Below are 13,551 nucleotides of genomic sequence, written 5' to 3' on the forward strand. Positions count from 1 at the left end.
AAAAGGACGCGAAACACTACTACGTGGCTTCCATCACCGATACCGGGTTTCATTTGGAGATTCCTATGGCTGAACCCTGGCCCGACGGCCTATGCCCTCAGCAGATGAGTTGGGGCTGCGTCTACAACAGCCGGGCATTCACCTCGACGCTGTCTAACGCCCAGCAGATCGTTAGCTATCCAGGCGCGTACTGGACCTGCTCTATGAGTTTCAGCGCACTGACCCGCACGCAGGAGCGGCTGCTGACTTCGCTGATCGGGCGCCTGCAGGGCATGGCTGGCACAATCCAGGTGCCGGCGACCACCCGCCAGCGCGCCGACAATATTGGGGCGCCAGTGCTCGCTGCTGCGGCCAGTACCAATGCCTACAGCCTGAGCGTTTCCGGGCTAACGGCAAACGGCATCGTGTTCCGGGCAGGGGACTACATCACCCTGGAGGGCGTCATGTTCGAGGTCGTCGCCGATGCCACAGCCATGGGTGGAGCGGCAGTCGTCACAGTCAACAAACGGGTGCGTGCCGGCATCCCGGCCGGTACGGCTATTGAATACCAAGTCCCATGGTGTGAAATGCGGCTCACCGGAGATGTGTTTTCCGTAGATTTGCAGCCGCTAACCTGTAGCGCAACCATCGAACTGCGGGAGGCCTTCTGATGACGATACAGGCATTCCCCTTTAGTCAGTCGGTCGTCGACATCATCGCTACGGGCGTATTCACGGCGCTCTATGCAGCCGAGCTGCAGTTCGTCAACGAAACCGTACGGGCGCATACCGGAACGGGCGAGCTGATCCTCGACGGGCAGGTGTACTACGGCGTCGGGCAGTTCGGCGAGGTCGGCGCGGCGCAGGAGACCGACAACTCCAGCGGTGCGAAAACCGTCGATCTCACGATCAGCGGCTTGGACAGCAATCTGATTTCGGCGGCTCTGGTCGACAAATGCCGTGGTCGGCCTGGCCGGTTGCTGTTCGTTGTAATCGACCAGGCCGGCAATATGGCGGCCGACGTGCTGTTCAGTGGGCGAATGGACGCTGCGAAATTCAGCTATGCCGGCAACGGCGGCGACAACACTATCACCGTGTCGCTTGCTGATCGCATGGCCGAGTGGAGCAGGGAGGGAACAGAGCGCTGGACGGACGAAAACCACCAGCGCCGCCAGCCCGGCGACCGTTTCTGGTTCGCGGTGGCGCAGATATCTGAATGGCCCATCTACTGGGGCGCAAAGAAAGACTCCCCGGCGTTCGACTACTCATGAGATATCGAGACTGGACCGCCCGCCTGGGCAACACCATCAAGGCCGCCACTGAGCGGCCTTTTTCATGGGGCGAAACCGACTGCTGCATGTTCGTCGCGGACTGCTGTGTCGCTGTGTGCGGCACGGACCCGGCGGCGAACTACCGGGGCACTTACGACAGCGAAATCGGCGCCAAACGCGCGCTGATCAAGCACGGCTGCGTCGAGGATGCCATGGACGCCCACTTCCGCCGTATTGATAGCAGGCTGGCTCAGCGCGGCGATGTGGCGCTCTACGAATCGGATGACGGCCGCACAATGGCCGTGCGCTGGGCAAACGACTGGTGGGCGACGGCAGAGGCTGGTGTACGACGGGTGAATTGCTCGCCCTCAATTGTATGGAGGGTCGAATAATGGGAAAGGCGGTCAAGTCCATTGCTGCCGTTGCGGCCGGCGCCGTTATTGGATTTGCCACGGGGGGTATTGCCGGTGCACTGATAGGCGGGGCGCTAGCGCTTGGGGTGAGCGGCGGGCTGGGGGTAAAGGCAGCAAAGCTCGACAGCGCGAGCAGCGAGCCGTCATCGCAAACTCTGCGTTCCTCGAAAGCGGCTGCGCGCTACATTGTTGGCCGCGCGAGTACCGGCGGCGTGCTGTCCTGGGCGCAAGAGCAATCCGGTGGCCAGACTGATGGAGAATGGTTGCACCTCGTCTACGTGCTGAGCGAGGGGGCCATCGAAGCGGTCGACGAGATCTACCTCAACGAGGAACTGATCTCTACCTATGGCGCAGACGCTACATATGAGGTCGTCATCGACCCGACGGCGCCCAATGCGTTCCTGCTGGAAAACTGTGCCGATTGGAGGGACTCGCAAATTGGGGCAGGACTGTCCTGGGTGCGCATCTCGCTCAAGTACAGCAGCGAAAAATTCCCGTCGGGCATCCCTGATGCGCGCTTCGTCGTTCGCGGCCGGACGGACATTTACGACCCGCGCACTGATACCTACGGGTACAGCAACAATGCTGCACTCTGCATCCTCTGGTATCTTCGCCGCCGCCTGGGCGTGCCAGATGACGAGATCGTCATGGAGACTTTCGCGGCGGCGGCGAACGTCAGCGACGAAATCGTGACGAATCCAGACGACGAGACGACCAGCGCCCGTTACACGCTGGGCGCCGTGATCGGTGCGGATGAGCGCAAGGACTCCGTGCTCGGGAAGCTCCTCGATGCTTGCGCGGGCAACTTGATCCGCGTAGGTGGTCGATGGATGCTGCAGGTCGGCGCCTATTACGGTCCGTACGACTACACGATCACCGAGGACATGGTGATCGGCACGGTATCCGGAACGACCGAGGTCGACAACGATGGCGCTATCAACACGGTGGCCGGGACATTCGTCGACCCTGATTCTTCGTGGGCGGAGACCGACTATCCGACCGTGCAGATCGCGGAGTGGGTCGATGAAGACGGCGCAGAACTGTCCGAATCGCTCGACCTGGGCTATGTGAGCAACGTCTACCAGGCGCAGCGGCTGGCTAATATCAAGCTGCGCCGCATGCGGAACGGCGGCGAGATCACCCTGCCGCTTAACTTCAACGGCTACAACTGCCGCCCCGGCAGGGTTGTGCATGTGAATCTGCCGTCGCTCAACATCGTCGGCGAGATGATCGTCTCGGACTGGTCTATGAGCGCGACCGACGCCTGCAACGTGACGCTTGAGGCCTACGATGCGGAAATATTCGACGACGCTGTCGGTGTCGCCTACAGCCCGCTTGGGTTTATCAGCCTCCCTGCGGGCGGTGTAGCTGTGCCTACCGGGGTGACCTGGACGCCTTCTAGCAATGCGGAGGTTTGCCAGGGAATCCTGAGCTGGACTCCCCCATACGGGACGATCAGCTACTACGGCGTAGTGATCCATGACAGTTATGGTGATGCCGTACAGACCTACCAAGTGCCGGCGGCGGCTAACTCATGCCAGGTACAGGGGCTGCAGGCAGGAAGCTATACCATGTCCGTGTTTGCTCGGACAGATTCTGGAAAATCTGCCGAATCCACTATCAGTGTCGTCATCGCTGGGCCGCCACAGCCGCAATCTGTAAGCGTGCTGGAGGGGTTCGATTCGATCACCATCATCCCATTCAACGCCAATAGCCTTAACGGCGGAACGTATCAGTATTACTACGCACTGAATCAAGTAACCACCCCCGAGAATGAGGCTATTTACCTTGGGCGTGGTGGCTCATTCACGCACAACGGACTGGCATTCAACACGACGTATCACTACTACGTCCGCTCGATAAACGCCTACGGCGTCAGCGGGTTCTACCACGTCTCGGCGACAACAGACAGCAGCGCAGAAAACATCCTGCAACTGCTAGCAGGCCAGATCGCAGAGACCGAGTTGGCGGCCGAGCTTGCGTCCGTGATCGATCTGATCACAGCCCCGGCAAGCACTTCCGGATCTGTCGATGCGCGGATCTTGACGGCACGCAGTGCGCTTGAGGCGCAGATCAATACGATCAGTGCACAACTGGCTGATATCACAACTGCGCCGGACTATGACAATGCGGAGACATATGCCGCTGGCGACCTAGTGAAATACAACGGCGGCCTGTACAGCGCGCTGCAGGCCACCACCGGCAACCTGCCGAGCGATCCGGCGTATTGGGAAAAAATCGGCGACTACGCCAGCTTGGGCGAAGCGGTCAGTGCGCTTGCTGTTGAGCTTGACGAGCTGACTACCCGCGTGCAGTCCGACGAGGCCGGCCTCGCAGCCGAAGCTGAACGTGTCGACGGCATTTTCGCCCAGATCAACCCGCCGATGTCTGGCGAAACCGGATGGTATGCAGGCAGCGAGACTGTGCTGGCAGGCGTTTGGTCGGAGCAGTACGCCCGGGCGAGCGATGACGGAGCGCTGTCGAGTCGCATTGATACAGTGCTTGCCCAGGCGCAGGGCAATGCCGCTGCGATCACGGCCGAGGCAACGTCGCGAGCCACCGCCGACAGTGCTCTTGCACAGCAGATCACGACGCTGACGGCAACTGTTGAGGGGGATATCACAGCTGCGATTCAGTCTGAAGCCACGGCCCGGGCATCAGCCGACGGCGCACTATCAAGCCGAATCGATACAGTGGAGGCCACGGCCGGAAGCAACACAGCTGCGATTCAGCAGACCAGCCAAGCCCTGGCCGACCTCAACGGCGCACTGTCGAGCCGCATCGACACAGTAGAGGCCACGGCTGGCAGCAACACAGCGGCGATCCAGCAGACCAGCCAAGCCCTGGCCGGCCTCGACGGAGAGCTGTCGGCGATGTGGTCGGTCAAGTTGCAGGTGATGCAGGACGGGACATACTACGCTGCCGGCATGGGTCTCGGCATCGAGAACACGCCGGCAGGGATGCAGACGCAGGTACTGTTTCAAGCAGATCGTTTCGCTGTGATCAACATCGCAAATGGTGCGATATCGACGCCATTTGTAATCCAGGGCGGCCAAGTTTTTATAAACTCGGCAGTGATAGGCGACGGCACAATCGATATGGCCAAGATCGCCACGGCCCTGCAGTCGACGAACTATATAGCCGGGCAGCAGGGGTGGAGATTGGGCAAGGACGGGAGTTTCGAGATAAACGGCACAATTGCCGGGAGCGGCCGCACTGTAATCACAAACAGCGGAGTCAAGGTATATGACTCTAATGACGTGCTTCGCGTGGAGTTGGGAGAGCTTGAATGACTTTCGGCTTGCGCGTAAGAGATGAGTCAGGCGCGATAATTCTGGATAACGAGGACTTCACGTATGAGGTCATATTCAACACTACGCTAGACTGGACAGGTACGGCTGGCCAGGCGTTGACGCAGACGTATACGATTGACGGATTCGATCCGGAGACGTGCGTCTTCGTTATCTTCCTTGAAACTCCAGGGGCATATAATCCTGCTAGTGGATACAACTACCCAGGAATACCGTATATGTATCCGCCCTCCGGTAATCAGATTACAATTAGAAGCGCCACACCAAACAATACTCAGAATCCGACATATGCCGCAGGGCTATATCGGATCATGGCCTTCAGGATGCTTTGATGTTTGGATTCCGCGCGCGTAACAATAACGGTGTGATTCAGGTCTCGGCTGATCGCCCCTATTTAAGCTTGCACGAAAAGGGCACCGTCAACATAGGGTCCGCATACAACACACTCATCAACTTCTCAGTCCCCTGCACAACAGTGCAGCCTCCCCTGATTTTCTTCAGGTCCGTGTGGAACAGCCAGGGGGAGGGCTTGACGCTTAAATGCGGCGTTGTCGGATCGCCAGGAAACTGGACTGGATTTCGTCTCATCAACGCGAACACCACACAGCTCAGCATTTCGGACTGGTTCGCCGCCGTATGGTCTCCGCTGCAAGCGGCCGGGCCTTTTGGGATGAGGGTCAGAGACGCCAGTGGCACCGTTTGTTTTCATTCGTCAAGCCAACTGATCAAGTTCAGCCGATTTATAACGACTTGGACTTATATTTCAGGAAACTCTAATATATCAACATATACTAGCGGTCAGACACTTGCGTCAGATGAGTATGCTCTAGTTAGTCAGTGTCACTCGCATAGCATATCAACAAGGGCATCCACAAATATGCACATAGGCGTAACCGTAACGGCTGCCGGTGTAATTGGTCTTGTAACCAATCCGTCAACCGGAAGTTTGGGTCTTGGATACTTTCCTGTATTGCTGGCAAAGATTAGCTGATATTTATTGATTCATTAATAGCCCCGCCGCATGGCGGGTTTTTTCGTTCAAGGAGACACTATGACCGGCATCGATCTTTCGCGCTGGAACCTAACTATCCCCACCGGCAAAATCGTCCAGACGAATGACCTGCAGACCCACAAATCGCAGTATTTCATCCACACGGCCGAGTTCACTCGCTTCGTCGTCCCGCACGGCTTCGACGGTGCCGGCACCACGCCGAACAGCAAATACCTGCGCAGCGAGCTACGCGAGACGCTGCCGAACGGCGCCGACAACGAAGCAAACTGGAAGATCGGCAGCGCGCCACTGCATGCCCTTGTCGCCACTTGCCAAATCGACTCTTTTGCTGCCTCCGGCAAAATGATCGTCGGGCAAATACATGGCGAGGGCGACAAGCCGCCGATGAAGTTGCAGGCGACCCGCATCGCCGGCACCAACACTTTCGAGCTTTTCTTCCAGCACCGCACTGCGCTGGACGGCGACGAATCCAAGCCTAAGTTCGAGCATGTCTTCGCGCTCGGCGAGCCCATCGAGTATGAGATCCGTGTCACCAAAACCGGCCTGCTGTCTTGCACAGTGAACGGCGAAACCCTGAGCGCCCAGCTCGACGTTTCGAGCTATGCAGGCGACACCTGGTACTTCAAGGCCGGCTGCTACAGCCAGGACCTGAAGACCTCCACCGGCACCGGTCAGACGACTTTCACCCGGCTGGTTGCTCACCACGGCACTGCAGAGGGGCTGGCTGAAAAGCTAGCGGCTGTGGAAGAACCCACGCCGGCCGAAGAACCCGAAGAACAACCTAAGCAACCGGTTGAAGAACCATCCGATGAGCAGCCCGCAACCGAGGAACCAACTGTGAACGAAGACGACAACATCACTGGCACCGCAGAAGACGACCTGCTCGATGGTGGCCAAGGCAAGGATCGGCTGTCCGGCGGCGCTGGCGGCGACGTGTTCCGCTTCTCTGCCCGCACCGACAGCTACCGCACCAACAGTGCCAGTTTCTCCGACCTGATCACCGACTTCGACCCCGCCCAGGACGCGCTCGACCTGTCTGCGCTGGGTTTCACCGGCATCGGCAACGGCTATGACGGTACTCTGCTGGTGCAAGCCAATGCCGATGGCACGCGCACCTACCTGAAGAGCTACGACGCGGACGCCGAGGGCCGGCGCTTCGAGGTCGCCCTGGATGGCAACCACGTCGCCGCGCTGGTCGCTGGCGGCAACGTCTGGTTTACACGCGACGATGCGATCCGCTGGCACTTGGCCCGCGCTGACATCTACAGAGCCGCAGTGACCCGTCATCTTGAGGCTATTGATGCGATCTGCGCGGCCTGACGCAACACCGCGCAACACAGACCGCCGCCGGCGGTTTTTTTACGCCTGGAGCCCGCATCGCGCGGGCTTCTTTTTGCCTGGAGAAAACCCCATGGCTCGAATCTCTGCTGCGGTCGCCGGCGGCATCAATGTGCTCGCCTTCCTGGACCTGATCGCCTGGAGCGAGGGCACTGATAACGGCCGGCAGCCGACAAATGACAACGGTTATGACGTGGTTGTAGGCGGAGGCCTATTCGCGGGCTATGCCGATCACCCGCGCAAATTGATCAGCCTGCCGCTGCTCGGCATCAAGTCGACCGCAGCCGGCCGCTACCAGATCCTGTCGCGCTATTACGACCACTACAAGCGGACGCTGGGCCTGCCAGATTTCGGCCCGATCAGCCAGGACAAGATCGCGCTCCAATTGATCCTGGAGTGCAAGGCTCTGGAGGATATCAAGGATGGGCGCATCGATGCCGCAATTCGCAAGTGTCGGTCTCGGTGGGCGTCTCTCCCTGGCGCTGGCTACGGCCAGCACGAACACGCCGTCGATGATCTGCTCGCCCAGTACATCGCCGCCGGCGGGGTGCTGGCATGAGCCTGCTGTCCACCGCCACGGCACTGCTGCCGACGATTTCGGGGCTGCTCGATCGCGTCATCCCCGACCCGCAAGCCAAGGCCCAGGCGCAGCTCGAACTGCTCAGGCTCCAGCAGGATGGGGCATTCCGGGAACTTGACGCGGCCCTGCAGACGAGCCTCGCCCAGGCGAAGATCAACGAGATCGAGGCGCAGAGCCAGTCGAGCTGGCAAGCCGGCTGGCGGCCGTTGGCCGGCTATGTCTGCGTGGGCGGGCTGGCCTACGAGTTCCTGCTGCGCCCGCTGCTGCCCTGGGTGCTGACGGTGGCCGGTGTGCAGGGCGTGCCGCCGCTGCCGTCGCTCGACGACGTGCTGTTCGAGCTGCTGTTCGGGATGCTCGGTCTGGGTGCGCTGCGGACGGCAGACCGGTGGAAGAGGGTGAGTGCTATTTCGAAGTAGAGGGGAATTGCAATCATACCCCGCACGGCTCCATCCGCGCCTCGCGTATTCGCCTATTCAGCGGCACGCGCAGGTAGCTCTGATACCTCGCCTGCGGACTCTCTGCCGCCGCGAGTTGATCCTGCACGGCGGACAGGAATGCGACAGTGATTGAGGGCGGCAGGGTGATGCCGCGCAGGCCGCGGACTGTGTTTGTGGCCGAGTCGACGACATGGACCTCGACCATGAGCCGCTGATCGCCGGTCGTGATATCGGGCAGGGACAACTCATCGCGCGGGATCAGCCGCGCATCGAACGGGCAGTCAAGCTCGATGGGCTTCTGGCCAGCCGCGCGGAAATCGAAAAGCAGCACGATCAGCGGGCCGTCGACGTACAGTCCAGCCCGCATGCTGCCCTTGCGCATGAGCTTGGTTTCAGATGGTATTAGATCTGGCATGCCGATCTGCAGGATCGACCCAGTCCGGCCAAGAAAATGCGCGGCCGCACCCTCGGTAGAGGCCAGCGGCAGCGGGTATTCCTGGCCAACGGCCAGCTCTATGTGCTTGATCATTCAACGACCTCCAGTCCGTACACACTCATGAATTTAGCCAGCCGTTTCAGGTTGGCGAAGGACTCCGGGTCCCGCTCGATCATGACGCACGGCAGGTCCAGGTCCCATGCTGCCACGCCGGTCGCACCGCTGCCTGCGAACGGATCACAGACGTCGCTCACCTCGAAACTGCCCAGCAGATCCGTGATTGCCTGGGCGTTTTTCGCGTGGCCATGGGCCTGGATGTTGTCGCGCGGTGCGTGGAATATCGTTGGCCAGAAACCATTTCCCTCGAACACGTCGCTACGCTGCCGGCGCCGGCGGTCGAATGCCGATTTCACGCCGGGCCGGGTAAGATACACCCCGGTCTGGTGCAGGTAGTGCGGCTGCTGGTAGCTCCGGGATTTTTTCGGCAATACGCCATCTAGCACGAAATCGAAATTCAGCCGCCAGTCCGTGCGCGGCATGAACTCAAGCAACTGGCGCATGGTCGTGATGAGCACCAGGTGCCGTGCCTCGAACCGGCCGAGGATGCGGACCAGCTCGGCGCCGCTCATGTCATATGGCGGATCGGTCAGGATTAGGTCGCAAGCGCGGCCGTGATCGGCGGCGTCGCCGTGGATCAGTGTTACCTGTGGTCTATGCATTTTTTGTAGATCAGCATGGGTTTGCTGCTGGACCTCGATTTGAGGTCGGCAGCGGTGAAATGGGTCATCCATAATTGCCGGTCGGCCGCCGCCGGCGAGGTGAGCCATGCGTTGATGTCGATGATCGGCACGCCGCCGGCCTGTAGGCGCGCGACGAACCAGCGGCGCAGGTCGGCAATGGTGCGGCCGACAAGGTCGCTGCCGTCCCGGTAGTCCGGCCAGACGATCTCCGAGCGTAGCCGCTCTAGCTGCTGCTGCTTGCGCCGCTCGCACCGTGCCTGCGCGATCAACTCCGCGTCGATGCGTTTGATGTCGAAATAGTATCCGCCGATCTGATCGCGCTCGTGCAGTGCGTTTGCCGCGCCGCACTCCGGGCAATGCGTGAGGCGGACCTTGTAGATCGCGCCGCACTCGGCACATGGCGCGGTTGGCACACGCTCAAGCCCTTTGGGCGGGTTGATCAGGTCCCACTTCACCGGCTCGTCTGGCTGTCCGTGCTGCGCGACCATGCCGGTGTGATCGATGATGATGGCGCGGCGCTTGCCTGGTGCCGGACGCAGCACGCGCCCGCACAACTGCCGGTAGCGCGGGAATGAGGCGGTACGGGTGGCGATGATGAGGGTTTCGCAGGCCGGTAAGTCGAATCCCTCGCCAACCATGTCGACGTTGGTGAGCACACGGATATGCCCGGCGCGGAAATTTTCGATCAGCCGGGCGATTTCAGCCGGGGTCTGTTTCGAACTGATGCAGGCCGAGGGGATGCCGGCGGCGCGGAACTGTTCGGCGAATTCCTCGGCGTTTGTGATCGCCGGGGCCATGAGGATGGCGCGGCTGCAATCGGCCAGGCGACGGTATTCGCGGATCGGGTCGCCGAATATCGCCAACTCGCCGGTTGAGTAGTCCAGGCCACGGGTTGCCGAGGGGGCAATCATTCGCGGGCCACGGTACACGGTCGCCTCGCCCATGGCTTCGAGCGTGAGGTCATGCTCAAGTTGCGCGTACAGCTCATCTGGCGATAGCGAGTCGTCTGGGTTGTATGTCAGGCGCGCGGCGTAGCAGACGAAATCGCTCAGGTAGCCGCGCTCGATCAGCACGCGCACGCTGTCATTGCCCAGCGCCTCGGCCTGCACCAGGCGCTCGAACAGGCCGCCCTTGCTGACGTGCAGGCTCTCGCCGTCCATCCGCGCAGGGGTTGCCGTGAATCCGACGATGCGCGCGTTTTTGAATATCTCCCGAAGTTGCCCCCACTGGTTATCTGGCACCACATGATGCGCCTCGTCGATGACGATCAGCCATGGCGCTGCGGTATCGATCTCCAGCCGGCCGTGGCGGCGAGCGGATACGAGGCTGGCGATGCTGGCCACGCGGCGGGTGGCGTGGCCCCGGCGGATGTAATTCCGCCCATGCGGCCGGTGGGCGAGCATGCAGCGTCGGCGGGTGTGCTCGGTGCTGATCGTGTCGTGGTCCAGCCCGAACGCTGCGAGTTTCTCGCTGATCTGCTGGATCAGGATGTTGCGGTGCGCAACCAGCAAGATGCGCGGCGCCCAGGCAGCCAGCGCGGCCTCGATGGGAGTTTTCCCCCCGCCGGTGTCGAGCTGGACCAGGTCTGCGCTGGTGCTGGCCTGGAGTTGCTTGAGGATGTCGGTCTGGTAGTCTCTGAGCTTCACGCTCAACTCCTTTTCCGCCCGTATTTGCGGCGAAAACCGGCCAGCCGTTGCTCTTTCAACTCAGCTGCATCCGCAGCGTACTCATCCGTGAGCATGTAGTCGATGTCCAGCTCGCGGGAGTCGATCCAGAACTTCGCAGTATCGGCCCCTGCGATAGCCAGCAGGCGCTCTGCATCGCTGCCGGCATCCTGCAGCCGCTTGTGACGGATGGTCTGCGCCCATGCTACCTGTTTTTCCGAGCCTTTAAGTTTCGCCAGGCCAAGAAACGCGGCCTCGGCCTGCGCTTTCTCGGTCTTTGCCTGGCGGGCCACGACCTTGCGCTCCGAGTAAAAATCGGGCGGCAGCCAGCTATTGCTGGGCATGCCGAAGATGCACGGGTTTATACCGCTCCAGAAAAGTCGCTCGTCGCTGCTACCATCGAGATCAAGCCACCAACTGGCGCGGTTTGCCTTCCGCAAGCGGTCGGCGATACTGGCGCGCTCGATAGGGCTTGAGATCATCAGGCCGCCGCTCCTGCGCGGGCCTTTGTATGTGTCGAGTACCCGGAGCAGTTCAGGTAGCAGGGTTGCGCGGCGCGCCTCGGCGGCCGCGATGATGTCGGGGGTCTCGCCAACCAGCGAGGGGAGGTTAGTCGAAGTCATACAAGTGCTCACATTTAGTGGGCGTGACACGGGGTGCCGTGGAATGCTGCCATCCATGCATCACAAGCTTCGCTGCTAGCGCGACACTTCGCTGGTATGCGTAGTATTCCCTCCCTCGCAAATGCCAGAAGTGGATGCCGGCGGACTCAAGGGCCTCGCCGGCGCGCGGTACCATATACACCATGCATTTGCGTATAAAGTCGCGATCCACACGGGCGGCCCTGTATACGATTTTGAAAATTTTCTTTGCTTTCATGGCTTTCTCTCCAAACCCGGAAACCGCCGGGTCGGTGGTCAGTGCTTACCGACCATGCAGCCATTATACACTCTTAAGAGTGTATATCAAGCCCTGCTGCTCGCTGGGCGAGAGATAATCCTCGCCGGCATGTGGTCACTGCATTGCTTACCGCTTGAGGTGATACACCGGTGGCCCGCGCCGCGTCTGCGGCGCTCAGCGCTTCGACGAGGACTAGGCGGGCCGCTTCCTGGCTTGCACTTCCCCGCATTCTGAGCAGTTCGGCCAGGGCCTCGAACTGCTCGTCGCTCATCACTCCGGCCACTGGATTTCCTCCAGGCGGCCCCGCCAGTAGTCTGGGCGGCCAGGCTCCCGGTCGAAACGGTGGTAGGCGAGCTGCCGGTTATCGCAACTGATGACGGCCGCCAGCGGCTGGCCGTCCAGGTCGGTTCGCCCGACCAGCTCGGCGAATGCGGCGAGCGCCACGTCCCGACTTTCCGTGACCGTCTTGTCAGTCACGCGCTGGCCGGGGTGGCGCAGGTATGCACGATAAACCATGAATTCTCCTTAGGAGCGGTCGGTCGGTGCTTGCCGACCATGTAGCCATTATACACTCTTAAGGGTTGGATTTTGGTGCCCGGACGGGCGGGGGGAGGCGAATTTTAGGCTGTTTCCGGCTCGCTGCTATAAATTTGCTACAGCAAGACGATTTCACAGCCTAAGTTGCTGAAAAATAATGTACTTTAAAGATAGTCAGCACAATCGAGCATCGGCGCCACGCAGAAGCGGCGGGACGGCTCGGGGCGCGTAGTTGCTGGGTTGTAGCTAGTTTTTGTCGAGCTTTCGGCAGTGTGCATTTATGTGAGTTTTCAAGGGTTTCCGGATATTTCTAAAAAGGTCGATGGTAAAATTTACCACCTAGTAAATCAGATTTACCACGGACCATCCGTACCCGGAAGAACAACGACGGCTCCGTGATGTACACCGTGCAGATCAGGATCAAGCGCGATGGCGTCCAAGTCTATCAGGAGAGCGCGAGCTTCAGTCGCCGGAAGGCGGCCGAGGCGTGGGCGAAGCGACGGGAGACAGAGCTGAGCGAGCCTAGTGCATTGGAGTGCGAGCAGCGCGGTGGCAAGGTAACTCTGGCGGAGATGATCTACCGCTATATCGGTGAGCGCGACAGGGCTGGCCCTGCGGCGGGAGGTCCACCGGCAAGCCCAGGAGCTCGGGTGATTTTGTGGGGATCACTCAGGCTCCGAGGTGAAAGTGCTCAACGACATCAACGGCGAGTTGATCAACCTATATCGCGTCGTCCAGCACCACCTGGAGGAGTTCGTCAGGCAATTCAAATGGGCGCTGTCGTCGCGGCAGGTGTTCCGCTGGTTGCAGGAAAAGAGGCCCGAGACACTGACGGACATTCGGCAATGCTTCGCTGGGTTCCACATCGAAGCGACTGATATCACATATACAATTAGAGGTAGCAGGGGAATTAACGCGAGGGAGGTGTTGATTT

General features: G+C 60.5%; 13 protein-coding genes and 3 pseudogenes. 10 read left to right on the top strand and 6 right to left on the bottom strand.

What is annotated here, in order from left to right:
* Positions 1-65 precede the first annotated feature (65 nt).
* The 9 genes and pseudogenes from ACGI6K_RS08000 to ACGI6K_RS08040 all read left to right on the top strand — a co-directional run bounded on the left by ACGI6K_RS08000 (position 66) and on the right by ACGI6K_RS08040 (position 8,319).
* Positions 66-650, top strand: a complete 585-nt coding sequence (locus ACGI6K_RS08000) for a hypothetical protein (protein ID WP_376947122.1) — start codon at positions 66-68, stop codon at positions 648-650.
* Positions 650-1,249 (top strand): hypothetical protein, encoded by a 600-nt coding sequence (locus tag ACGI6K_RS08005; RefSeq protein WP_376947124.1) that lies wholly within the window; start codon positions 650-652, stop codon positions 1,247-1,249. Before ACGI6K_RS08000 ends, ACGI6K_RS08005 begins: the two co-directional genes overlap by 1 nt.
* Positions 1,246-1,641: a DUF6950 family protein gene (locus ACGI6K_RS08010; protein ID WP_376947126.1), complete on the top strand. Its 396-nt coding sequence runs from the start codon at positions 1,246-1,248 to the stop codon at positions 1,639-1,641. Before ACGI6K_RS08005 ends, ACGI6K_RS08010 begins: the two co-directional genes overlap by 4 nt.
* Complete coding sequence (locus tag ACGI6K_RS08015; protein WP_376947128.1) at positions 1,641-4,955, top strand: phage tail protein; 3,315 nt, start codon at positions 1,641-1,643, stop codon at positions 4,953-4,955. Before ACGI6K_RS08010 ends, ACGI6K_RS08015 begins: the two co-directional genes overlap by 1 nt.
* Positions 4,952-5,305 (top strand): hypothetical protein, encoded by a 354-nt coding sequence (locus ACGI6K_RS08020; protein WP_376947130.1) that lies wholly within the window; start codon positions 4,952-4,954, stop codon positions 5,303-5,305. Before ACGI6K_RS08015 ends, ACGI6K_RS08020 begins: the two co-directional genes overlap by 4 nt.
* Before the next feature lie 719 nt (positions 5,306-6,024).
* Positions 6,025-6,678 (top strand): annotated as a pseudogene (locus ACGI6K_RS08025) (polysaccharide lyase family 7 protein); the annotation flags it as partial.
* 153 nt (positions 6,679-6,831) lie between these two features.
* A pseudogene (locus tag ACGI6K_RS08030) lies at positions 6,832-7,203 on the top strand (M10 family metallopeptidase C-terminal domain-containing protein); the annotation flags it as partial.
* A gap of 193 nt (positions 7,204-7,396) precedes the next feature.
* Positions 7,397-7,882, top strand: a complete 486-nt coding sequence (locus ACGI6K_RS08035) for a glycoside hydrolase family 24 protein (protein WP_376949715.1) — start codon at positions 7,397-7,399, stop codon at positions 7,880-7,882.
* On the top strand, positions 7,879-8,319 hold the full coding sequence (locus ACGI6K_RS08040) for a holin family protein (RefSeq protein WP_376949717.1): 441 nt from the start codon (positions 7,879-7,881) through the stop codon (positions 8,317-8,319). Before ACGI6K_RS08035 ends, ACGI6K_RS08040 begins: the two co-directional genes overlap by 4 nt.
* A 13-nt stretch (positions 8,320-8,332) precedes the next feature.
* Here ACGI6K_RS08040 and ACGI6K_RS08045 read toward each other — a convergent pair whose 3' ends face one another.
* The 6 genes from ACGI6K_RS08045 to ACGI6K_RS08070 form a co-directional block, all read right to left on the bottom strand.
* On the bottom strand, positions 8,333-8,869 hold the full coding sequence (locus ACGI6K_RS08045) for a hypothetical protein (RefSeq protein ID WP_377968478.1): 537 nt from the start codon (positions 8,867-8,869) through the stop codon (positions 8,333-8,335).
* Positions 8,866-9,495, bottom strand: coding sequence for a hypothetical protein (locus ACGI6K_RS08050; protein WP_394543730.1), 630 nt, complete (start codon positions 9,493-9,495; stop codon positions 8,866-8,868). Before ACGI6K_RS08050 ends, ACGI6K_RS08045 begins: the two co-directional genes overlap by 4 nt.
* Positions 9,477-11,162 (bottom strand): DEAD/DEAH box helicase, encoded by a 1,686-nt coding sequence (locus ACGI6K_RS08055; RefSeq protein WP_394543732.1) that lies wholly within the window; start codon positions 11,160-11,162, stop codon positions 9,477-9,479. The genes ACGI6K_RS08050 and ACGI6K_RS08055 overlap by 19 nt, the downstream gene beginning before the upstream one ends.
* A 2-nt stretch (positions 11,163-11,164) precedes the next feature.
* Positions 11,165-11,860, bottom strand: coding sequence for a hypothetical protein (locus ACGI6K_RS08060; RefSeq protein WP_376942489.1), 696 nt, complete (start codon positions 11,858-11,860; stop codon positions 11,165-11,167).
* 272 nt (positions 11,861-12,132) lie between these two features.
* A complete protein-coding gene (locus tag ACGI6K_RS08065) occupies positions 12,133-12,351 on the bottom strand; it encodes a TrfB-related DNA-binding protein (RefSeq protein WP_377968484.1) in 219 nt (72 codons plus the stop codon).
* Entirely contained in the window at positions 12,351-12,596 is a 246-nt protein-coding gene (locus ACGI6K_RS08070; RefSeq protein WP_377968485.1) for a hypothetical protein, read from the bottom strand. Before ACGI6K_RS08070 ends, ACGI6K_RS08065 begins: the two co-directional genes overlap by 1 nt.
* A 702-nt stretch (positions 12,597-13,298) precedes the next feature.
* Between ACGI6K_RS08070 and ACGI6K_RS08075 the strand changes: the two are divergent.
* Positions 13,299-13,487, top strand: a pseudogene (locus tag ACGI6K_RS08075) (DNA adenine methylase); the annotation flags it as partial.
* Positions 13,488-13,551: the final 64 nt, after the last annotated feature.

Origin of the sequence: Azorhizophilus paspali (assembly GCF_043587585.2) — a bacterium.
Classification (GTDB): Bacteria; Pseudomonadota; Gammaproteobacteria; order Pseudomonadales; family Pseudomonadaceae; genus Azotobacter; species Azotobacter paspali.